At 70.9% G+C, this 19308-nt stretch carries 21 protein-coding genes; 7 read left to right on the plus strand and 14 right to left on the minus strand.

Annotated features, from left to right (window positions below):
* Nucleotides 1-33 precede the first annotated feature (33 nt).
* Nucleotides 34-933, plus strand: a complete 900-nt coding sequence (locus AQJ91_RS00670) for an alpha/beta fold hydrolase (protein ID WP_067014578.1) — start codon at nucleotides 34-36, stop codon at nucleotides 931-933.
* Nucleotides 934-935: 2 nt separating this feature from the next.
* On the opposite strand, the gene AQJ91_RS00675 is transcribed toward AQJ91_RS00670, so the two are convergent.
* The 3 genes from AQJ91_RS00675 to AQJ91_RS00685 all read right to left on the minus strand — a co-directional run bounded on the left by AQJ91_RS00675 (nucleotide 936) and on the right by AQJ91_RS00685 (nucleotide 2907).
* Nucleotides 936-1571 carry an RlpA-like double-psi beta-barrel domain-containing protein gene (locus AQJ91_RS00675; RefSeq protein ID WP_067014581.1) on the minus strand — a complete coding sequence of 212 codons (636 nt, stop codon included), beginning with the start codon at nucleotides 1569-1571 and terminating at the stop codon, nucleotides 936-938.
* Nucleotides 1572-1689: 118 nt separating this feature from the next.
* Nucleotides 1690-2481 (minus strand): hypothetical protein, encoded by a 792-nt coding sequence (locus AQJ91_RS00680; RefSeq protein WP_079084604.1) that lies wholly within the window; start codon nucleotides 2479-2481, stop codon nucleotides 1690-1692.
* A gap of 66 nt (nucleotides 2482-2547) precedes the next feature.
* The gene (locus tag AQJ91_RS00685) at nucleotides 2548-2907 is read right to left on the minus strand and encodes an arsenate reductase family protein (protein ID WP_067014586.1); all 360 of its coding nucleotides are present in this window, start codon (nucleotides 2905-2907) and stop codon (nucleotides 2548-2550) included.
* 176 nt (nucleotides 2908-3083) lie between these two features.
* On the opposite strand from AQJ91_RS00685, the gene AQJ91_RS00690 reads away from it, so the two are divergent.
* The 3 genes from AQJ91_RS00690 (at nucleotide 3084) to AQJ91_RS00700 (ending at nucleotide 5681) form a co-directional block, all read left to right on the plus strand.
* On the plus strand, nucleotides 3084-3398 hold the full coding sequence (locus AQJ91_RS00690; RefSeq protein WP_067014588.1) for a hypothetical protein: 315 nt from the start codon (nucleotides 3084-3086) through the stop codon (nucleotides 3396-3398).
* A 383-nt stretch (nucleotides 3399-3781) separates the two neighbouring features.
* Nucleotides 3782-5131, plus strand: coding sequence for a DUF2252 domain-containing protein (locus AQJ91_RS00695; protein WP_067014591.1), 1350 nt, complete (start codon nucleotides 3782-3784; stop codon nucleotides 5129-5131).
* A gap of 262 nt (nucleotides 5132-5393) precedes the next feature.
* On the plus strand, nucleotides 5394-5681 hold the full coding sequence (locus AQJ91_RS00700) for a hypothetical protein (protein ID WP_067014594.1): 288 nt from the start codon (nucleotides 5394-5396) through the stop codon (nucleotides 5679-5681).
* Nucleotides 5682-5715: 34 nt separating this feature from the next.
* Here AQJ91_RS00700 and pspAB read toward each other — a convergent pair whose 3' ends face one another.
* The 4 genes from pspAB to glnA form a co-directional block, all read right to left on the minus strand.
* Complete coding sequence (gene pspAB, locus AQJ91_RS00705) at nucleotides 5716-6300, minus strand: PspA-associated protein PspAB (protein WP_067014596.1); 585 nt, start codon at nucleotides 6298-6300, stop codon at nucleotides 5716-5718.
* A gap of 2 nt (nucleotides 6301-6302) precedes the next feature.
* The gene (gene htpX / locus AQJ91_RS00710) at nucleotides 6303-7220 is read right to left on the minus strand and encodes a zinc metalloprotease HtpX (RefSeq protein WP_067016018.1); all 918 of its coding nucleotides are present in this window, start codon (nucleotides 7218-7220) and stop codon (nucleotides 6303-6305) included.
* 115 nt (nucleotides 7221-7335) lie between these two features.
* Nucleotides 7336-7593, minus strand: a complete 258-nt coding sequence (locus AQJ91_RS00715) for an SCO2583/SCO2584 N-terminal domain-containing protein (protein ID WP_067014598.1) — start codon at nucleotides 7591-7593, stop codon at nucleotides 7336-7338.
* A gap of 137 nt (nucleotides 7594-7730) precedes the next feature.
* Nucleotides 7731-9140, minus strand: a complete 1410-nt coding sequence (glnA, locus tag AQJ91_RS00720) for a type I glutamate--ammonia ligase (protein WP_067014600.1) — start codon at nucleotides 9138-9140, stop codon at nucleotides 7731-7733.
* Nucleotides 9141-9338: 198 nt separating this feature from the next.
* On the opposite strand from glnA, the gene AQJ91_RS00725 reads away from it, so the two are divergent.
* Nucleotides 9339-9806: an RDD family protein gene (locus AQJ91_RS00725; protein ID WP_067014603.1), complete on the plus strand. Its 468-nt coding sequence runs from the start codon at nucleotides 9339-9341 to the stop codon at nucleotides 9804-9806.
* Between the two features lie 187 nt (nucleotides 9807-9993).
* On the opposite strand, the gene AQJ91_RS00730 is transcribed toward AQJ91_RS00725, so the two are convergent.
* The 4 genes from AQJ91_RS00730 to lipB form a co-directional block, all read right to left on the minus strand.
* Complete coding sequence (locus tag AQJ91_RS00730) at nucleotides 9994-10695, minus strand: DUF4191 domain-containing protein (RefSeq protein ID WP_067014605.1); 702 nt, start codon at nucleotides 10693-10695, stop codon at nucleotides 9994-9996.
* A gap of 66 nt (nucleotides 10696-10761) precedes the next feature.
* Nucleotides 10762-10962, minus strand: a complete 201-nt coding sequence (locus AQJ91_RS00735; RefSeq protein WP_067014608.1) for an SCO2195 family GlnR-regulated protein — start codon at nucleotides 10960-10962, stop codon at nucleotides 10762-10764.
* Between the two features lie 254 nt (nucleotides 10963-11216).
* Nucleotides 11217-12206, minus strand: coding sequence for a lipoyl synthase (lipA, locus tag AQJ91_RS00740; RefSeq protein WP_067014611.1), 990 nt, complete (start codon nucleotides 12204-12206; stop codon nucleotides 11217-11219).
* 107 nt (nucleotides 12207-12313) lie between these two features.
* Nucleotides 12314-13111 (minus strand): lipoyl(octanoyl) transferase LipB, encoded by a 798-nt coding sequence (lipB, locus tag AQJ91_RS00745; RefSeq protein ID WP_067014613.1) that lies wholly within the window; start codon nucleotides 13109-13111, stop codon nucleotides 12314-12316.
* A 264-nt stretch (nucleotides 13112-13375) separates the two neighbouring features.
* On the opposite strand from lipB, the gene AQJ91_RS00750 reads away from it, so the two are divergent.
* The gene (locus AQJ91_RS00750; protein WP_067014616.1) at nucleotides 13376-14812 is read left to right on the plus strand and encodes an NsdA family TPR-like regulatory protein; all 1437 of its coding nucleotides are present in this window, start codon (nucleotides 13376-13378) and stop codon (nucleotides 14810-14812) included.
* A 73-nt stretch (nucleotides 14813-14885) separates the two neighbouring features.
* On the opposite strand, the gene AQJ91_RS00755 is transcribed toward AQJ91_RS00750, so the two are convergent.
* On the minus strand, nucleotides 14886-16232 hold the full coding sequence (locus AQJ91_RS00755; protein WP_067014619.1) for an NAD(P)/FAD-dependent oxidoreductase: 1347 nt from the start codon (nucleotides 16230-16232) through the stop codon (nucleotides 14886-14888).
* Between the two features lie 153 nt (nucleotides 16233-16385).
* A complete protein-coding gene (locus AQJ91_RS00760; RefSeq protein WP_067014623.1) occupies nucleotides 16386-17294 on the minus strand; it encodes a TIGR01777 family oxidoreductase in 909 nt (302 codons plus the stop codon).
* Nucleotides 17295-17356: 62 nt separating this feature from the next.
* On the opposite strand from AQJ91_RS00760, the gene AQJ91_RS00765 reads away from it, so the two are divergent.
* On the plus strand, nucleotides 17357-17866 hold the full coding sequence (locus tag AQJ91_RS00765; protein WP_067014626.1) for a GNAT family N-acetyltransferase: 510 nt from the start codon (nucleotides 17357-17359) through the stop codon (nucleotides 17864-17866).
* Nucleotides 17867-17876: 10 nt separating this feature from the next.
* On the opposite strand, the gene AQJ91_RS00770 is transcribed toward AQJ91_RS00765, so the two are convergent.
* A complete protein-coding gene (locus AQJ91_RS00770) occupies nucleotides 17877-19061 on the minus strand; it encodes a MarP family serine protease (protein WP_067014630.1) in 1185 nt (394 codons plus the stop codon).
* Nucleotides 19062-19308 lie beyond the last annotated feature (247 nt).

Raw genomic sequence — 19308 nt, forward strand, 5'->3', positions numbered from 1 at the left:
CCGAGCGAGATAATAGGGGAGGGGCTGAGGCTCGTGAGCGTCCGGGGCGGGTACGACAGGGACGGTTTTCTGGCCGCGTACGACAAGGTCATGGCCAAGTGGCCCGCGGAGCGGGAGGCGGTGACCGTCCCGACGCCGTTCGGGACGGCGTACGTCAATGCCTGCGGCCCGCGCGACGGGCGCCCGCTCCTGCTCCTGCCGGGCGGCGGGGGAGCGACCTCCGCCTCCTGGTGCGCCCAGGCCGCCGCCCTCGCCGAGACCCACCGCGTGTACGCCGTCGACCTGGTCGGCGCCCCGGGCCGCAGCACCCCGGCCGCCGACCGTCACCCCCGTACGGTCGCCGACCTGGCCGCCTGGCTGGACGCGGTACTCGACGGACTCGGCGTGCGGCGGGCGGACGTGGGCGGGCATTCGTACGGTGCCTGGACCGCACTGCGGTACGCGCTGAGCGCGCCCGGCCGGGTGCGCCGCCTGTTCCTCCTGGACCCGACCCAGTGCTTCGCCGGGTACAAGGCGGCGTACCTGCTGCACGCCCTGCCGATGCTGCTGCGGCCCTCGCCGCGCCGCGTCCGTGCCTTCCTGGAGTGGGAGACCGGGGGAGTTCCCCTCGACCCCGACTGGCTCCGCCTTCAGGAGGCGGCCGCCGGCTTCCCCTCCGCACGTCCGGTGACGGGTCCGCGTCCGGCGCGGGAGGCACTGCGGGCCCTGGACGTGCCGGTCCTGCTGCTCCTGGCCGGGAGCAGCAGGACCCTCCCCCACTCTCGACTTCGCTCGAGCGGGGGGACCCCCATCACGTACTCGGTGGCGAGCAGGGCGAGTGAGTTGCTGACGCACGTGGAAGTCGACGTGGTCCCCGACGTCTCCCACCACGCGCTGCCGCAGGCCGCACCCCCCGAACTGACCCGCCGCCTCAGCGATTTCCTACGCGGATAGCCTCACCCCACCTTCTCGATCACGGCCCGGCGGATCAGGAACTTGCCGGGCTCACGGACCTGTTCGAAGGCCGCGTTGTTCAGCAGTGCGCAGCTGCCGGAGACCGAAGTGACCTCCACCGTCGTGGACTTGTCGTTGTCCAGGTTGGTGACCTTCAGCTTCGTCCCCACCGGGAACTGGTTGCTGGACGCGGCCGGAGCACCGCCCTCGCCGGACAGCGTGACGGTGGAGCCGTTGCACACCTGCTGCCCGGACCCGGCGGCGGCCGTCGGTGAAGCCGCCTGCGCCGGCTGCTCCGCCTGCTCGGGCGGCGCGGCCTGGGAGTCCTGAGCCGACTCCCCGACCACACACCCGGACGCCTTCTGCTGGAGCTTGATCTGCTCGACGACCGCCTCACGGTTGACGATTCGCGCCGCGGACTGCGCGTCCGGAGCGGCGCGCTGGCCGTCGATGAACTTCTGGTTGTTGCCGAGGGCGGTGGCGAGCCCCTGGCAGACCGTGGAGTCCGCGGCGGACTGCGGACTCTGCGCGGCGTTCGAGGTGGCCGCCATGGCAAAGGCGCCGCCTCCCGCCACCGCCGCCGCGCTCGCGAGCAGCGCGAGCTTCTTCTTCGTACTGAGCGTTCTCCTGCGCGACATGCGCCGCCTCCAAAGAGGTAGGGGAGCGTACGCCGCTATGTACGAGATACCGAACGAGGTTACTCAGCGGTTACAGGAGTCACCGAAGTAACGTACGTCACATACGCGCCCGTTGGGATCAGCTCCCGCCGGAGCCGCCTCCCTCGTACGCCACCACCGTGTCGTTGACGTACTGGAGCAGCCCCTCCGTCTGCCGGGTGATCTCCGCCTCCTCGGTCTCCGACCCGTCACCCCACTGCCCGTTGGCGAACACCACGGACCGCACGGTCGCCAGCCGCCGGAACACACCGGCGGAACCGGGCGGCACGGTCGGCAGCCCGGCCGACGGCGGAGGGTCGAGCGAGACCACCTGATACGTCACCGGATCCATGGCGGCCGTCCCGAACACCAGCCAGGCATCCTCGGCCCGCCGGAAACTCACCACCGAGACGGTCACCTGCGAACGCCGCTCGTGATCCGTGAACAGGGCGGACGTCAACCGCAGGCACCCCTCGCCCATTTCGGCCAGCGAGGCCAGCTCCGGCGACATGCCCTGCGCGCAGTCGGTGGTGGTGGCGAGGTCGACACGCTCGTACCGGGAACCGTCCTTCAGCAGCACGCTCTTCTCCGGGAAGGCCTGCTCGGCCCGGATCACCGGGCGGGAGAGGAGCGAGGCATGGGTGGACGGGGTGCCGGAGGGAGCGGGCGAGCGGCCCGCCGAATCCCGGTCGCCGCCATCGCTGCCACCGCCGCCGGTACCCAGCACGGCCCCGGCGGCAACGGCGGCGACGAGTACGACCCCCACCACACCACCCACCGCGATCCGCATCCGCAGCCGACGCCGGCGTATGCGCTCCTGCTCGATCATCCACTGGGTGTAGGGGTCCGGACCCGCCGGCCCATACGGCATTCCTTGATCACCAAAGGTCATGGCGGCGGAGGGTAACAGCGGATGCCGCCCCAACTCCCGCCGCCGGACATACCACTTGCCGCCCGCCTAACGCGACAAAGCGTCCCGTACGGCCTCGTCGGTACGGGCGACCACGGCCGTGCCGTCGTCCGCGGTGATGATGGGCCGCTGGATCAATTTGGGGTGCTCGGCAAGGGCCTTGACCCACCGCTCCCGCGAACCGGCGTCCCGAGCCCACTCCTTGAGCCCGAGTTCCTTGGCGACGGCCTCCTGGGTACGGGCGATGTCCCACGGCTCCAGCCCGAGCCGGTCGAGCACCTCCCGGATCTCGTCCTCGCCGGGTACGTCCTCCAGATACCGGCGGACGGTGTAGTCGGCGCCCTCGGCATCGAGCAGTTTGATGGCACTGCGGCACTTCGAACAAGCCGGATTGATCCAGATCTCCATGCCGCCCACGGTACGCGAAAACCCGTCTTGCACCTGGGTCACAGGACCCCCGAAAGCCCTTGTGGCCAGGGGCGATTGTCAGTGGTGGGCAGTAGAATAGAAGCAGTGTTCGAGGGTGTCGCCGGGGGGACCGAGATCTCCGGATGGGACGCCCTGACCGCGACAGGAGGATGCCTGTGCCCGCTGCCGCACTGAAGACGAAGCCGCTGCCGACCCAGTCCACCGCGAAGCACCCTGTCCTGCTCGACCTGCCCTACGCACCCGTCGAGAAGAGGCCCCTGCCGCCGGGCCGGCCGCGCGACTGGTACATCACCCACAACCGCCGCCTCAAGGCAATGCGCCTGGCCATAGCCCTGCTCGACTCGGGCGTCCACGTACCCAACCAGGCCCGCAACGAGACGATCCGCACGACGGCGGAAATGATCGGCGTCCACCCGCCGTCGGACACGACGTGCCACATGGTGCGAGCACTGATGAGGTACGCGAGGTAACGGGGCGACGCCGGGTGCCACCTGCCGATCGGCGGCACCCGGCATCTTTCCGCCCGTCCGGCACCTATCGACGCCGGTCCGCATCATCCAGCCCGTCCGGCGTTTGAGGACAAGGCCCCTTCAGGGCCGAAGCGGGGTCTGGGGGCGCAGCCCCCAGCGGGGTCGAAGGGGCGGAGCCCCTGGGGATGGGACGGGAAGGGGCGGCGGGGGCGAAAAACCCATCGAAGCCCCCGCCACCCCGCCTCCCTCCCGTCACCCGTTCGCCGACCTGAACATGCGCCACCCCACCCCCGGACTTTCACTGCGATCAGGAGGTGACACCACCAGGGAGGCGCAATGGACCGGCACGGCATACAGCGACCGACGGCGACACGGCCCACCCCATGACCACGCCCACCACCCGCGCCACCCGCGCCAGCCAAGGCAAAACCGCCCGCAAACACATCCCCCGCTCCGCCCACGCCACCTGGCTCCCCTCCGTCGACCGCCCCGACCCGGTCGCCGTACTGGAACGCCAGGGCCGCGACCGCCTCACGGAGCTACTGCCGGTCCGGTACGCCCGCATGGCCGCCTCCCCCTTCGCCTTCCTGCGCGGATCCGCCGCCGTGATGGCCGGCGACCTCGCCGCAAGCCCGCACACCGGCCTGACCGTCCAGCTCTGCGGCGACGCCCATCTGCTCAACTTCGGCCTGTACGCCTCCCCGGAACGCGCCCTCCTCTTCGACCTCAACGACTTCGACGAGACCTACCCGGGCCCCTTCGAGTGGGACGTCAAACGCCTCGCCGCCAGCGTCGCAGTCGCCGCCCGCGAGAGCGGCCACCCCGAACCGCAGGTCCACCGCGCCGCCCAGGAGGCGGGCCACGCGTACCGCACCCACATCCGCGGGCTGGCCCGCAAGGGCGAACTCGCCGTCTGGTACGAGCGCATCGACGCCGACAGCCTGCTGCCCCTCGTCCGCTCCGCCGGCGCCCGCCGCCGCGTCGAGTCCAGCCTCACCCTGGCCCGCCGCCGCACCAGCCTCCAGGCCCTCGGCAAGCTCACCGAGACCGTCGACGGACGCCGCCGCATCATCCACGACCCGCCGTTCATCGAGCCGGCCGGCGCCTCCGACACGGCCGCCCTGCGCAAGATCTTCAGCGACTACCGGTCCACCCTCTCCGAGGAGCGCCGCCTGCTCCTGGACCGCTACCGCTTCGTCGACGCCGCCCGCAAGGTCGTCGGCGTCGGCAGCGTAGGCACCCGCTGTTTCATCGTCCTGCTCGCCGGACGCGACACCGACGACCCGCTGTTCCTGCAGATCAAGGAGGCGCGGAAGTCGGTCATCGAGGAGCATCTGCCGAGCGGCCCCTACGTCCACCACGGCCATCGCGTCGTCGCAGGTCAGCGCCTGCTGCAAGCCGCAAGCGACATCTTCCTCGGCTGGATGACCGGCCCTCAGGGCCGCGCCTTCTACTGGCGCCAGCTGCGCGACATGAAGGCCTCCGCCGACATCGCCGGAATGACCCCGCCGGAACTCCGCCGCTACGCCCACCTCTGCGGCACCGCCCTGGCCCGGGCCCACGCCCGCTCCGGCGACCGTATCGCCATCGCCGCCTACCTGGGCGGCGCCGACACCTTCGAACGCGCCGTCGCCGACTTCGCCCTGGCCTACGCCGCCCAGACCACCGCCGACCACGCGGCCCTGTGCGCGGCGGTCGCGGCGGGCGTCGTCACGGCGGCACCGGAGGCCTGATCGGCCCCTCAAAACAGACGCCCCTCAGCTCAAACAGACGCCCCTCAACCAGACGCGGGAAAAAGAAGATGCACGCCGAGTGACCGTCTCCCTACGCTGGACAAGCGTTGCGGAGCTGCTCACCCCGCTTCCCGCAGGACAGGCATCAGCCTGCGGACTCGGGGCTACTCTCTACGCACCGACGGACGGTCGCCCATCCCCCAGCGCCCCGTCGGGACATCTGTCACCGCTCAGAACCGACCCACGCCCACGGAGGCCCGAGATGGGCACCATCATGATGTCCGGGACCGTCGTCCTGGTGATCCTAGGATTCGGAAACCACCTCTACTGGCTCGCCGCCGTCGCCCTGCTCTTCCTCTACCTGCAGTACGGGCGGAGCTCGTCCGCAGCGCGCGGATCAGGCGCCGGAGGCCCGTCGGGCGGGGGACCCATGCCCTCGGACTACCGCTCCTACCGCGACCGCCGTGACCGGCAGGCCAAGTGGGAGCGCCGCTACCGCCGCGAGCGCCCCCTGGAGTCCCGCCGCCAGGAGCGCGAGCGCAGCAAGTGAGACGACCGCTGGTGACCGGCCCGGGCGCCCCCGCTCACATCCCGGGGGCGCCCCACACCGGGAACCAGCGGTTGAGGTCCTGCTCGATCCGCAGGTCGTCACCGAGTGCCGCCCGCACCCGGAGCTCCAGCGGGTTGTCGCGCCGCTCGGCCGCACCGGCCAGCGGCGCGAAGGGGTAGAAGGTGCCGCGCTTGTAGAGATAGACGAGCGCGAGCCGCCGCCCCGACTCGTCCCCGAACGCCGCGAGCGAGCACAGCAGCTGCGGCCCGAACCCGTTGACCTCCATCGCGCTGTTCACCGCGTGCAGATCGTTGACCAGCTCCGGCAGTTGGTCGGGGGCACGCTCGGAGACCAGCCAGGAGTAGCCGTACTCGTCCCGGGCCAACCGCACCGGCGGCCCGTCCCGCCCGGCGTCCGCGTCCAGCAGCGCCTGCACCTCACGGTGTGTCTGCTCGAACGCCGCGCCCTCGACCGTGGCGAAGCACACCGCCCCGCTCCCCGTCGGCCGGAACCCGGCGGCAACCTCCAGGGTCACCGCCGCCGACGGCAGAGCGAACAGCTGGTCGAGATCGGGCGCGACCGGTTTCGTACGGCCCAGCAGGATGTCCAGCAGCCCCATGCTCACGCCCCTCCGGGAGCCGCCGCCTCGCCCAACTCGGCGGAGATCCGCCCCAGTTGGTCGAGCCGCTGCTCCAGGCTCGGGTGGGTCGAGAAGAACCGCGCGATGCCGGGCTCCCGGCCCAGCGCGGGGGAGAAGTAGAAGGCGTTGAAGGCCTGCGCGGTCCGCAGGTCCTTGGTCGGGATCCTCGCGATGTCGCCGGAGACCTTGGTGAGCGCGGACGCCAGCGCGGAGGGACGGCCGGTGAGCAGCGCCGCCGACCGGTCCGCCGACAGCTCCCGGTACCGGGACAGGGCCCGGATCAGCACGAAGCTGATCGCGTAGACGGCCGCGGAGACACCCATCACAGCCGCGAACACCACGGCGGTGTTCTGGTCCCGCCTGCCGCCCCCGAACAGCTGCGAGTAGAAGGCGAACCGCACGATCAGCCCCGCGATCACACCGAGGAACGAGGCGACCGTGATCACGGCGACGTCCTTGTGCGCCACATGCGACAGCTCGTGCGCGAGCACACCCTCCAGCTCGTCCTTCTCCAGCCGCCGCAGCAGCCCCGTGGTCACGCACACGACGGCGTGATCGGCATTGCGCCCGGTCGCGAACGCGTTCGGCATGTCGATGTCCGAGACGGCGACGACGGGCTTGGGCATGTCGGCGATGGCACACAGCCGGTCGACCACGCCGTGCAGGCCGGGATACTCCTCCCGCTCCACGACCCGCCCGCGCATCGCGTACAGCGCGATCCGGTCGGAGAACCAGTACTGCGCCCCGAGCAGCGCGGCCGCGATCACGACGACCAGCACCCAGGACTTCAGCAGCACGATCAGCGCGGCGACGAACCCCACATACAACAGTCCGAGCAGAAACAGCGTGACCCCCATACGGGCGGTCAGCCGCCGATCGCTCCGGAAGCGGCTCTGCATCATGCATCACCCCGCAGTCAGGCACTCGTCCCACTGCCAGTGTGCACCGCCGCCCGCCCATGAGGCCTTCCCGAACGGCCCCAGGGGCGGCAAAAGGTCCCTGGGGCAAAAGTCCCTAGTAGGGCGCCCGGAAGTTGACGTATCCCAGCAGCACGATCACCGCGGCCACACAGCCCAGCACCACGGCCGTCGACGTCCACGACGACCGGCGTGGCTTCACCGGGTCGGGGTCGGCGCGGAAGGGCTGCGGCGCGGGCGGGTTCTCCTTCCAGCGGGCGGCGAGCATACGGGCGCGGGCGGAGGGCTCCTTGTGTTCCGCCCCGTCCGCCCACTTGATGTCGAACTCGCGCTGGTCGTCGTCCCGCTCGGACATCCCCGTGCCCTCTCCCCGTATGTCTCTCGAAATGCCTCTCGAACAGCAGTACAAGAAACGATACGACGATGCCCCCGCCCTGAGAAACAGGAACGGGGGCACCGGGACGGCTCACGCGTGGCGCACGCGCGGTCCGATCACACGTCGAAGTAGAGCTCGAACTCGTGCGGGTGCGGACGCAGCTGCAGCGGAGCGATCTCGTTCGTGCGCTTGAAGTCGATCCACGTCTCGATCAGGTCGGCGGTGAAGACGTCGCCCTGGAGGAGGAACTCGTGGTCGGCCTCGAGGGAGTCGAGGACGGCCGGGAGCGAGGTCGGGACCTGCGGAACGCCCGCGTGCTCCTCGGGAGCCAGCTCGTACAGGTCCTTGTCGATCGGCTCGGCCGGCTCGATCTTGTTCTTGATGCCGTCCAGGCCGGCCAGCAGCAGCGCCGAGAAGGCCAGGTACGGGTTGCCGGAGGAGTCGGGCGCACGGAACTCGACGCGCTTGGCCTTCGGGTTCGAACCCGTGATCGGGATACGCATCGCGGCCGAGCGGTTGCGCTGCGAGTACACCAGGTTCACCGGCGCCTCGAAGCCCGGCACCAGACGGTGGTACGAGTTCACCGTCGGGTTGGTGAAGGCCAGCAGCGACGGAGCGTGCTTGAGGATGCCGCCGATGTAGTAGCGGGCGGTGTCCGACAGGCCCGCGTAACCGGCCTCGTCGTAGAAGAGCGGGGAGCCGCCGGTCCACAGCGACTGGTGGACGTGCATGCCCGAGCCGTTGTCACCGAAGATCGGCTTCGGCATGAAGGTCGCCGTCTTGCCGTTGCGCCAGGCGACGTTCTTCACGATGTACTTGAAGAGCTGGAGGTCGTCGGCGGCCGCGAGCAGCGTGTTGAACTTGTAGTTGATCTCGGCCTGGCCGGCGGTACCCACCTCGTGGTGCTGGCGCTCGACCTTGAGACCGGCCGCCTCCAGCTCCAGGGAGATCTCGGCACGCAGGTCGGCGAAGTGGTCGACCGGCGGGACCGGGAAGTAGCCGCCCTTGTAGCGGACCTTGTAACCGCGGTTGTCCTCGATGGCACCGGTGTTCCAGGCGCCGGCCTCGGAGTCGATGTGGTAGAAGGACTCGTTCGCGCTGGTCGCGAAGCGGACGCTGTCGAAGACGTAGAACTCGGCCTCGGGACCGAAGTACGCGGTGTCCGCGATACCGGTCGACGCCAGGTACGCCTCCGCCTTCTTCGCCACGTTGCGCGGGTCACGGCTGTACTGCTCACCGGTGATCGGGTCGTGGATGAAGAAGTTGATGTTCAGCGTCTTGTCGCGGCGGAAGGGGTCGACCCGGGCGGTCGACAGGTCCGCGCGCAGCGCCATGTCGGACTCGTGAATGGCCTGGAAGCCGCGGATCGAGGACCCGTCGAAGGCGAGCTCCTCGTCCGGGTCGAACGCATCGACGGGCACCGTGAAGTGCTGCATCACGCCCGGCAGATCGCAGAACCGGACGTCGATGAACTTGACGTCCTTGTCCGCGATGAACTTCTTGGCCTCGTCGGCGTTCTGGAACATCCAGCTCCTCCTACTCCCGACCGTCCGTGCCGGGGTGGTAGTTCGTTCGTGCGGCCAGTGCGGTGGCACACGCTGACCTCGACCCTAGGGACGCGTGATTTCTCGGGCGTGACCCATTTGTTTCACACACGTTAACCGGACATCGCTCGCCGCACCCCACCTGTCCGTATTCCAAAACGGGCCCAGTACGGTGGACGGGTGGACAAGAGGGAAGCAATCGGATCGTGGCTCTCGGGCCCCCGCGCGGCCGCCGAGGAAGCCGGTGTCGACTTCGGATACCGGGGCGAGCAGCTGGGCCTGCCGGAGGAGGGGCCGGGCTCCATCGCCCGCCCGGGACGGCGGCTCGCCGCCCTCGCCGTCGACTGGGGCCTGTGCCTCTTGATCGCATACGGTCTCATCACCGACGGCTACCAGCAGGCGACCGGCAACTGGGCCCTGCTGATCCTCTTCGTCCTGCACGTCCTCACGGTCGGCACGGTCGGCTTCACCCCGGGCAAGCGCCTCTTCGGCCTCCGCGTGGTCACCCTCGACACCGGCACCGTGAACCCCTTGCGCGCCCTGCTGCGCTCGGCCCTGCTCTGCCTCGCCGTCCCGGCCCTGATCTGGGACCGCGACGGCCGCGGCCTGCACGACCGGCTGGCGCGCACCGTGGAAGTACGGATCTAGGGGGTGTTTCGAAAGTCCCGCACAGCACCCACGGCGCCCGGCACGCTCCCCCACGCCCTTAAGGCAGTGGCGGAGCGTACCGGGCGTCGCGACGGGGCGAATGGTGCCTGTTGGGGCACTGGTTTTCGTACGACGACGAAGGGCGCCCGGAGTGATCCGGGCGCCCTTCGTCGTCGTATGCAGGGAGTCAGCGAGCCTTCGGCCCGCCCTTCGGCAGCTTCATGCCCTTGGGCATCGGACCCTTCGGCAGTGGCATGTTGCTCATCAGGTCGCCCATGGCGCGCAGCCGGTCGTTCGTCGCGGTCACCTGGGGACCGGTCAGCACGCGCGGCAGCTTCATCATGGTGGTCCGCAGCTTCTTCAGCTCGACCTGGCCCTCGCCCGTGCCCACGATCAGATCGCGCACCGGTACGTCCGCGACGATGCGGTTCATCTTCTTCTTCTCGGCGGCCACCAGGCTCTTCACCCGGTTCGGGTTGCCCTCGGCGACCAGCACGATGCCGGCCTTGCCGACCGCTCGGTGCACCACGTCCTGACTGCGGTTCATCGCGACCGCGGGTGTCGTCGTCCAGCCTCGGCCGATGTTGTCGAGCACAGCCGCGGCAGCGCCCGGCTGGCCCTCCATCTGCCCGAAGGCGGCCCGCTCGGCCCTGCGCCCGAACACGATCGCCGACGCGAGGAAGGCGAGCAGGAGGCCCAGGATGCCGAGATAGATGGGGTGACCGATCAAGAAACCGATCGCGAGAAAGACACCGAGGGTGCTGATGCCGACAGCCGCGAGTACAAGACCGATCTTCTTGTCGGCCCTGCGGGTCATCTTGTAGGTCAGGGCGATCTGCTTCAGTCGCCCGGGATTCGCAGCGTCTGCTGCCGTGTCCTTCCTCGCCATGCCACGAAGTCTACGTGGCCCCGGGAGTGCCGACGACGGCAGTGCCCTGCGGAGTGGGGACCGGGGTCAGATGCGGGAGGTGAGCGTCTGCTCCAGGACACGCTGCGCCTCGACGCGGTCCTTGGCGCGGCGGCGGTCCTCCAGGACGGACGTCCAGGCGTTGCGGCGGGCGGTGCGCTGGCCGCTGCTCATGAGCAGCGACTCGACGGCACGGAGTGCATCGGTGAACGACGGGATGGCGGTGGCGCGTACGGGCGCGGCCTGCATGATGGAAGTCCCCCTCGGGAATGGTGGCTCTGGTGACGGTGCACGGGGTGTACAACCAGGGTCACTGATTGGTGTTACCAGGGCGTGACCGACCGGTCAAACACCAATGAAGCCTCGATTCACAGCCAAAATCCCTGACGCGGCCCTGTCGGTGCCCCCATCTGCGGGGACGTCCAGGACCGCGTCAGTTGGCCACTACCGAGCGGTAGTGGCTTGTGCGCAGATTCACACGCTCGGGGTGGCACTCCGTGCCATCAGACGGCCTGCGAGGCGACGTACGTACCACCCCGCTGCGGAGCAGCTGATTGACGCAGCTCGACGGCCATCTGGTACAGCCGCCCGGCGCGGTAGGAGGACCGCACCAGCGGGCCGGACATCACGCCGGAGAAGCCGATCTGCTCGGCCTCCTCCTTCAGCTCCACGAACTCGTGCGGCTTGACCCAGCGCTCCACGGGGTGGTGGCGCACGGACGGCCGCAGGTACTGCGTGATGGTGACGAGCTCGCAGCCGGCGTCGTGCAGCTGCCGCAGCGCCTCGCTGACCTCCTCGCGGGTCTCGCCCATGCCGAGGATGAGGTTCGACTTGGTGACCAGGCCGTAGTCGCGGGCCTCGGTGATGACCTTCAGCGAGCGCTCGTAGCGGAAGCCGGGGCGGATGCGCTTGAAGATCCGGGGCACCGTCTCGACGTTGTGCGCGAAGACCTCGGGGCGGGAGGCGAAGACCTCCTGGAGCAGCTCCGGGACGGCGTTGAAGTCGGGGGCCAGGAGCTCGACCTTGGTGCGGCCGGCCTCACGGGCGGACGTCTGCTCGTGGATCTGGCGCACGGTCTCGGCGTACAGCCAGGCGCCGCCGTCCTCCAGGTCGTCGCGGGCGACGCCGGTGATGGTGGCGTAGTTCAGGTCCATCGTGACGACGGACTCGCCCACGCGGCGCGGCTCGTCGCGGTCCAGCGCCTCGGGCTTGCCGGTGTCGATCTGGCAGAAGTCGCAGCGCCGGGTGCACTGGTCGCCGCCGATGAGGAACGTGGCCTCACGGTCCTCCCAGCACTCGTAGATGTTGGGGCAGCCGGCTTCCTGACAGACCGTGTGCAGGCCCTCGCTCTTCACGAGGTTCTGCATCTTCGTGTACTCGGGGCCCATTTTCGCCCGGGTCTTGATCCACTCGGGCTTGCGCTCGATGGGGGTCTGGCTGTTCCGGACCTCCAGGCGCAGCATCTTGCGTCCGTCGGGTGCGACTGCGGACACGACCGGCTCCCTAGCGTTTGATTCTTCGGCGTCCCCCAGGGTACGCCCGTTGTTTTGATGGCCCGGCGTCGGTGCTGGCCCCCGGGGGAACCCCCAACGGGCCGGCTTTATGCCGGCGTCTTCTCGATCGCTCGCGGCCTCAGGTCCGCGTTCTCGAGAACGTCCTTCAGGTGCCGCTCCGCCACCGGCAGGACGTCGGCGATCGTCAGGTCGCGGCCCAGCTCGTGGGCGAGGGAGGTCACACCCGCGTCGCGGATGCCGCACGGGATGATCTTGTCGAAGCTGGAGGTGTCCGGGTTCACGTTCAGCGCGAAGCCGTGCATGGTGACGCCCTTGGCGACCCGGATGCCCATCGCGCAGATCTTGCGGTCCTCGCGGCGCTGGCCCGCGTTCGACGGCGCGTACTCCGGGCCGTTGAGGCGGGGGTCGAACTCGTCGTCGGTCAGCCGCGGGTCGAAGTCCAGAGAGAGTCCGCCGAGGGCGGGGCGCTGCTCCACCGGGTCGCCGAGGATCCAGACGCCGGCCCGGCCCTCCACCCGGCTGGTCTCGATGCCGAACTCGGCGCAGACCCGGATCATCGCCTCTTCGAGGCGCCTGAGGTGCGCCACCACGTCCACCGGGCGGGGCAGCTTCTGGATCGGGTAGCCGACCAGCTGGCCCGGACCGTGCCAGGTGATCTTGCCGCCGCGGTCCACGTCGACGACCGGGGTGCCGTCGAGGGGGCGCTCGTTGGCCGCCGTGCGCCGGCCCGCCGTGTAGACCGGCGGATGCTCCAGGAGCAGACAGGTGTCCGGGATCTCGTCCCCGAACCGTGCCGCGTGCACCCGGCGCTGCTCGTCCCAGGCCTGCTGGTACTCGACAGCGTCCGCGCCGAACCCCATGCGGACGAACCGCAACTCACTCACGGCAAGCGCCTCCCTAGAAGGTCGTAAGGCACGAATCGTGCCTACGCCACTGTACGACCGGCCCGGCCGGCCGAGATCCGTCAGCCCCGCAGGGCAATCCTCACACGATCGGATGAATGGGCGGCGAAATGTGCGATCAGGTGCTTACGCTCCGCTACATTCGCGCCGTTCAAGAGGCCATAAGGGCTGCTCACAGGCAATCCGGGCACCGCAGGGCCGCAGCGGCCTCTGCGAAGGGCCCGAAGGCAGGAGACCGCACCGCAGATGACGGAACGACCCGCGCAGCGCACTCCCAACCGCCAGCTCGCCGCGCTCATCGCAGAAGCGGGGTTCTCCAACGCGGGGCTCGCCCGTCGCGTGGACCAACTCGGTCTCGAACACGGGCTTGATCTCAGATACGACAAGACGTCCGTGACCCGGTGGCTGCGCGGGCAGCAGCCCCGCGGTACCACCCCCGCCCTGATCGCCGAGGTCTTCACCCGGCGCCTCGGCCGCCGCCTCAGCGCCCAGGACCTCGGGCTCGACGCCTGCGCTCCGGTCTACGCGGGGCTCGAATTCGCCGCGACCCCCGAGGAGGCCGTCGACATCGTCAGCGGGCTGTGGCGCAAGGACTCCGGTAGCCACGCCGAGCTCCGCAAGATCGCCTTCACCCCGGCCGGCCTGGTCGTCCCCAGCCGCGACTGGCTGATCGGCCGCGCCGACGACAAGGTCGCCCGCGGCGAAACCCCCGCCCGCGTCCCAGCCCAGGGCCGCCCGTTGGTACCGCGCCAGCGCAGCCAGGCCGAACGCGGCCCCGGGCAGAAGGTCACCGGCGGCGACATCGCCGCGCTCCGCTCGGTGGGCGACCTGTTCCGCTCCCTCGACGACATGTACGGCGGCGGCCACGCCCGGCAGGCCCTCGTGCGCTACCTGGAGCACGAGTGCGAGCCCATGCTCCGCGGCACCTACGGCGAGCAGACCGGCCGCCGCCTGTTCGCCGCGGCCGCCGATCTCACCCGGCTCGCGGGCTGGACGTCGTACGACATCGCGGCGCACGGCCTCGCCCAGCGCTACTTCGTGCAGTCGCTGCGGCTCGCGCAGGCGGCCGCGGACCGGGCGTACGGCTCGTTCGTCCTCGTCACCATGAGCCGCCAGGCCGTCTACCTCGGCCATGGCCGCGAGGCCGTACAGCTGGCGCGCGTGGCCCAGCAGGGCGTCGGCACCAACGCCCCGCCGGTCGTCCAGGCGCTGCTGCACGCGGTCGAGGCGCGCGGACACGGGGTGCTGGGCGAGGTGCGCGCCTGCACGGCCTCCCTCGTCCGCGCCGAACGCGCCCTCGAAGTCGCTCGCCCTGCCGACGAAGTCCCGCACTGGGCGCGCTTCTTCGACGAGGCGCAGCTGGCGGACGAGTTCGGCCACTGCCACCGCGACCTCCAGCAGTTCCGCGCCGCCGCGCAGCACGCCGAACGCTCCCTGCAACTCCGTGCCCCCGCCTACGCCCGCAGCCGCCTCTTCTGCCGCGTCGTCCTGGCCTCCGCCCGCCTGGGCCTCGGCGAACTCGACCAGGCCTGCCAACTCGGCGCGGAGGCCGCCGGCCAGGCCGTCGAGATGCGCTCGGTACGGGCGATCGAGTACGTCAAGGACTTCGAGCGGAGGCTGGAGCCGTACAAGGACGCGGCACCGGTACGGGGGTACCGGGACAAGGTGGCGGCGTTGGGATAGGGAGCATCGCCCCGGAGCCGCGTATCGATACAGCCCCGCGCCCTTTGGGGCGCGGGGTGCCCCCGTGCTGCGCTCAGGCCGCCGCCCGTAACGGCTCCGCCCTGTGCAGCGACCCGGCCGCCCCCAGGTCCGCCAGGATCGCCGACGACGCCCGGTGGCCCGAGTGCAGGGCGCCCTGGACCGTGCTCGTGTCCCGGTGGTCCCCGCACACGTACAGACCCGCCATCAGCCGTACCGGACGGCGCAGGTCGTGCGGTGGGCGCATCGCGGGGACGGCCTCGGGGGTGTGGTGCACGGCGAGGGTCTCCCAGCGCGTCGTCGACGTGCCGTAGAGGCGGGACAGGTGTATGCGCACGGCGGTGTCGAGGTCGGGCGGGGGAGGGCCCAGGACCGTCGACGAGATGAGCGGGCGGCCTCCCGGCGCGCGGCTCGGGTCGACCTCGCTGACGACCGCCGTGTGTGCGACCGGGCCACCGCGGTCGGCGTCGAGGAGCAGCGACGCGCCGGTCGTCGGCGGCTCGTCCGTCGTGTGGTGGACGACCGTCACCGGGTGGAAGTCCGGCACGCGCAGGCCCGGCAGCAGCTCGCCGGCGGTGCGCGCGTCCGTCGCCAGCAGGACCGCCCGGCACCGGAACTCACCGTGCTCGGCCGTGGTCACCGACGTCGTGGCGACCGACGTGACCCGCACGCCGGTGTGCACCGTGCCCGCCGGCAGCCCCCGCGCCAGCAGCTCCGGCAGCATCTCGGCACCGCCCTCCGGCACACACAGCCGCCCGCTCGCGAAGGCGCGCAGCGTCAGATCCGCACACCGGCTGGACGTCGTCAGCTCCGGGTCGCACAGCAGCGCGGCGAGCAGCGGACGCAGAAAACCGTCGATCGTACGGGCCGGCGCACCCCGCGCCGTGAGCGCCTGCGCGGCGGTCGACTCGGGCCGGGACAGCAGCCGTTCGACGGGCGTGGCCCCCAGCCGGGCGAGCGAGGCGCCGAGCCGGGCCTGGTCCACGGCGGTGCCCACGCGCCGGCTCCGGGGCGACGGCACCGGCCGAGGGGCGCTTGCCAGGGCGCGCACGGCATGTAGTGCGCCCCTCGCGCCCCCGGCGTTCGCGGGAGCGCCCGCGCGGTGCCGGCGCCCGTCGCTGTGCAGCAGTACACCCGGCGCGAAGGAACGCAGCAACAGTGCGTCCAGGCCCGGGGACAGGCGTAGGTCGGGATATGCCATCAAGGGCGTGGTCAGCAACTGTCCGATGCGGTCGAGCCGGAAGCCGTCGACCTTGTCGGTCGCCATCCGGCCGCCGACACAATGCGCGGCCTCCAGGACCGCGGTCGTCACTCCTGCGCTGGTCAGCCGATGCGCCGCGGAGAGTCCGGCGACCCCGGCTCCCACGATGACGACGTCCGCCTGGTACGCGGGCTCAAGCACGTGCCCCTCCTCGAGGTTGCGCGGCCGCTGGAGACGTCATGCCCCCAACAGGCTCCGGGGATACCCGAGTTCGAATCGAGGTTAGGGCCGTGATCGGTCAGGAACAGTCGCGCATGGACAGGGCACGGTCGCACAGCGGTCGCATACCGGCGTTCACTGTGTCGCGGCCGCCCGGATCGCCCCCTCGATGCCCGGGAACGTGAAGGTGAACCCCGACTCCAACAGCCGCTTCGGCACAACCCGTTGGCTGCCCAGCACATCCCCGGCCATCTCACCCAGCACGGCCCGCAGCACCGGCGCCGGCACCGTGAACAGCGTCGGCCGGTGCAGCACGCGCCCCATCGCCGCGGTGATCTCACGGTTCGTCAGCGGCTGCGGGGCGGTCAGGTTGAACGGCCCGGACAGGCCCTCGGTGTCGATCAGATGCCGGATCGCGGCGACCTCGTCGTGCAGCGCGATGAACGACCAGTACTGCCGTCCGTCGCCCATCCGCCCGCCGAGCCCCGCCTTGAACAGCGGGAACAGCCGCCCCCAGGCCCCGCCCCGCCGGGCCACCACCAGCCCCGTCCGCGGGAACACCGTCCGTACGCCCGCCTCCTGGGCGGGAGCCGCGGCACCCTCCCACTCCACGCACAGCTCGGGCAGGAAGCCCGTCCCGGGCGGCGCGCTCTCGTCGACGGCACGGTCGCCGGTCTCGCCGTAGTAGCCCATCGCACTGCCGTTCACGAAGACCCGCGGCCGGTCCTCCGACGGCAGGGACGCCATCGCCGCCGCGAGCGCCGCCGTGCCGTCGATCCGGCTGGACCGGATCGTCGCCTTGTACGCCTCCGTCCAGCGCCGCGAACCCACGTTCGCCCCGGCCAGATTGACCACCGCGCCGCACCCGGCGAGCCCCGCCGTGTCCACGTACCTCCGCTCGGGGTCCCACCGGACCTCGTCGCTCGCCCGGGGCGGCCGGCGCACCAGCCGCACCACCTCGTGCCCGTCCGTGACGAGGGACCGGACCAGGGCACTGCCGATGAGACCGGACGCGCCGGCCACCGCGATACGGGAAGGTTCCATGGACCCATCCTGCACAGTCACCGCGTAAAACCCCGGGCGGGACCCCGTGTCCGCGCCGTAGGATGACCTTCATGCCGTATCCGCACATATGCCACACACGGCGGGCCGTCCTCGACGACGAGGAGGCACTGGGCCGCCTCGACCGCACCACCTGGTCGTACCGGCACGCGGTCACCCCGCCGCCGAAGCCGCCGTACGATCCCTTCTTCCGGGACCACTGCGGCCCCGACGACCATCTCGTCGCCGAACTGGACGGCCGCCTCGTCGGCTACGTCCGTCTCGGTCTCCCCACACCGCTCGCCGCGAACGCGCACGTACGGCAGATCCGCGGGCTCGTGGTGGCGGAGGAGGCGCGCGGCAGGGGCGTCGGCCGGGCCTTGGTCCGCGCAGCCGTCGACGAGGCCCGCGGCCTGGGCGCCCGCCGCATCACGCTGCGCGTACTCGGCCACAACACACCGGCCCGGAAGCTCTACGAGTCCGAGGGCTTCGTCGTCGAAGGAGTCCAGCCGGAGGAGTTCTGCCTGGACGGGCGGTACGCCGACGACGTGCTGATGGGCCGTTTCCTGGTCTGATGACGCGCGGCTACGACGTGACCAGCTCGCCCGTGTCGACCGGTGACGTCGCGTCCGACGCGCGCTCGGCGTCGGCGGCGACCTCGGCGGCCGTGAGGACGTAGCCGGTCTCGTCGTCGGAGGTGGAGCGGGCGAAGACCACGCCGAACACCCTGCCGTCGGTGGTCAGCAGGGGGCCGCCGGAGTTGCCGGGGCGGACCGTGGAGCGGATCGAGTAGATCTCGCGGGAGACGGTGCCGTCGTTGTAGATGTTCTGGCCGGTCGCCTGCACCCGGTTCGCGACCGTCGCCGCCTGGAGGTTCAGATCGCCGTCCTCCGGATAACCGGCGACGACCGCCGAGTCGCCGCGCGCCGCGTCGTCGTCGAACGACAGGACGGGCGCCCGCAGATCGGGCACGTACAGCACCGCCACGTCCTTCGCCGGGTCGAAGAGCACCACCCGCGACTCGTACGCCTGTCCGACCCCGCCGACCCGTACGCTCGGCTCGTCGATGCCGGCCACGACGTGGGCGTTGGTCATCACATGCTCCGGCGCGTACACGAAGCCGCTGCCCTCGCGCCCCTGGGTGCCGGAGATGCCCTCGACCTTGACGGTGCTCAGCTTGGCGGCGTTCGTCGCGGCCGCCGTGACGCTGTCGCCGGTGGGCTTGGCGACCTCGGCGGTCGACTCGTTCTCGAACGGGTTGAAGACCTGCGGGAAGCCCGCCTCGGTGAGCGCGGAGGTGGCCCGCGAGAACCAGGCCGGGGTCGTGTCCGGCATGGTGTCCTGCACCGTGCCGAGCAGGCGCGAGTCCCGGATCGACGAGGTGACCAGCGATGACGAGGAGGCGGCCAGGACGCTCGCGGCCACCCACGCCACGATCAGCACCGCCACGGAGTTGGCCACGGCCCCGCCGATCCCGTCGGCCACCCGCAGCGGTCCCTGGTCCAGCTCCCGGCGCAGCCGCAGCGCGAGCCGCCCCGCCAGTTCGTGCCCCAGCACCGCCGGGGCCAGCACTGTCAGCACCGCGGTGACCGTCGCCGCGGTGGTCCCCGGCGTGGCCAGATCCATCGTCCACGGCAGTACCCACACACCGATGACCGCGCCGCCCACGAAACCGGCCAGGGAGACACAGCCGGCGACCAGCCCGCGCCCGTAGCCGGACGCCGCGTAGGCCAGGATCACCAGCAACAGCAGGATGTCGAGCAGGTCCACAGAGCCGCCTTTCTCTCGGACCCCTTAGTACGCGCAGGAGGCGCCTGTTGATCAGCACACGCACGCGTGGCACCCGGAACCGGCCACGCGCGCGTGCACCCGGAAAAACGCCCCGGACCCGGACGATGGTTCCACCGGGTGGCACACCACACATCGCGGGCGGAACGGATCCGTCGGACAGTGGGTCCATGCGTGTCTTCCGACCGGTTCCGCGAAGAAGGCGGGGGGCACGGAGACGACGTGCCCC

This window comes from Streptomyces dysideae, assembly GCF_001514305.1.
GTDB lineage: Bacteria > Actinomycetota > Actinomycetes > Streptomycetales > Streptomycetaceae > Streptomyces > Streptomyces dysideae.

Excerpts from the sequence above, each read along its gene's own strand:
- AQJ91_RS00675 (WP_067014581.1), bottom strand. The coding sequence starts at position 1,571 with ATGTCGCGCAGGAGAACGCTCAGTACGAAGAAGAAGCTCGCGCTGCTC.
- AQJ91_RS00680 (WP_079084604.1), bottom strand. The coding sequence starts at position 2,481 with ATGACCTTTGGTGATCAAGGAATGCCGTATGGGCCGGCGGGTCCGGAC.
- AQJ91_RS00685 (WP_067014586.1), bottom strand. The coding sequence starts at position 2,907 with ATGGAGATCTGGATCAATCCGGCTTGTTCGAAGTGCCGCAGTGCCATC.
- AQJ91_RS00695 (WP_067014591.1), top strand. The coding sequence starts at position 3,782 with ATGACCACGCCCACCACCCGCGCCACCCGCGCCAGCCAAGGCAAAACC.
- AQJ91_RS00700 (WP_067014594.1), top strand. The coding sequence starts at position 5,394 with ATGGGCACCATCATGATGTCCGGGACCGTCGTCCTGGTGATCCTAGGA.
- pspAB (WP_067014596.1), bottom strand. The coding sequence starts at position 6,300 with ATGGGGCTGCTGGACATCCTGCTGGGCCGTACGAAACCGGTCGCGCCC.
- htpX (WP_067016018.1), bottom strand. The coding sequence starts at position 7,220 with ATGCAGAGCCGCTTCCGGAGCGATCGGCGGCTGACCGCCCGTATGGGG.
- AQJ91_RS00715 (WP_067014598.1), bottom strand. The coding sequence starts at position 7,593 with ATGTCCGAGCGGGACGACGACCAGCGCGAGTTCGACATCAAGTGGGCG.
- glnA (WP_067014600.1), bottom strand. The coding sequence starts at position 9,140 with ATGTTCCAGAACGCCGACGAGGCCAAGAAGTTCATCGCGGACAAGGAC.
- AQJ91_RS00730 (WP_067014605.1), bottom strand. The coding sequence starts at position 10,695 with ATGGCGAGGAAGGACACGGCAGCAGACGCTGCGAATCCCGGGCGACTG.
- AQJ91_RS00735 (WP_067014608.1), bottom strand. The coding sequence starts at position 10,962 with ATGCAGGCCGCGCCCGTACGCGCCACCGCCATCCCGTCGTTCACCGAT.
- AQJ91_RS00750 (WP_067014616.1), top strand. The coding sequence starts at position 13,376 with ATGACGGAACGACCCGCGCAGCGCACTCCCAACCGCCAGCTCGCCGCG.
- AQJ91_RS00760 (WP_067014623.1), bottom strand. The coding sequence starts at position 17,294 with ATGGAACCTTCCCGTATCGCGGTGGCCGGCGCGTCCGGTCTCATCGGC.
- AQJ91_RS00765 (WP_067014626.1), top strand. The coding sequence starts at position 17,357 with ATGACCTTCATGCCGTATCCGCACATATGCCACACACGGCGGGCCGTC.